The following is a 374-nucleotide window of genomic DNA, read 5'->3' on the forward strand; positions in this document are numbered from 1 at the left end:
GACACCCTGGAATGCGCGTGCCAGTTCCAGGCTCTGTCGGACAAGGGTTAAACAGGGATTCGGGAGTATGAACAGTGCCCTGTCCATGACAAGCCCCGATAACTTTGCCGAGGCGCACTTTACCCCCTTGCGGGGTATGTATCCCGCAAGCGGAGACTGAAAAAGGTAAGGAGTTGTTTATGCAACAAAACAGAGTATTGGTACTGGACAAAAATCGGCAACCGCTCATGCCCTGCCATCCGGCACGGGCAAGAGCCTTGCTGAAAGCAGGAAAGGCTGCCGTGCTCCGGCGTTTTCCCTTTACCCTCATCCTCAAGGAACGGGAAGGCGGCGACGTGCAGGATACGCGGCTGAAAATCCATCCCGGCAGCAAA

General features: G+C 55.6%; 1 protein-coding gene. It reads left to right on the forward strand.

Annotated features, from left to right (window positions below; translation table 11 throughout):
• Positions 1 to 179: 179 nt before the first annotated feature.
• Positions 180 to 374 (forward strand): RRXRR domain-containing protein (locus HJG40_RS14785; protein ID WP_215864736.1); only part of this gene is annotated, 195 nt, incomplete at its 3' end.

It is taken from the genome of Acidithiobacillus concretivorus, from assembly GCF_018853445.1.
Taxonomy (GTDB): domain Bacteria; phylum Pseudomonadota; class Gammaproteobacteria; order Acidithiobacillales; family Acidithiobacillaceae; genus Acidithiobacillus; species Acidithiobacillus concretivorus.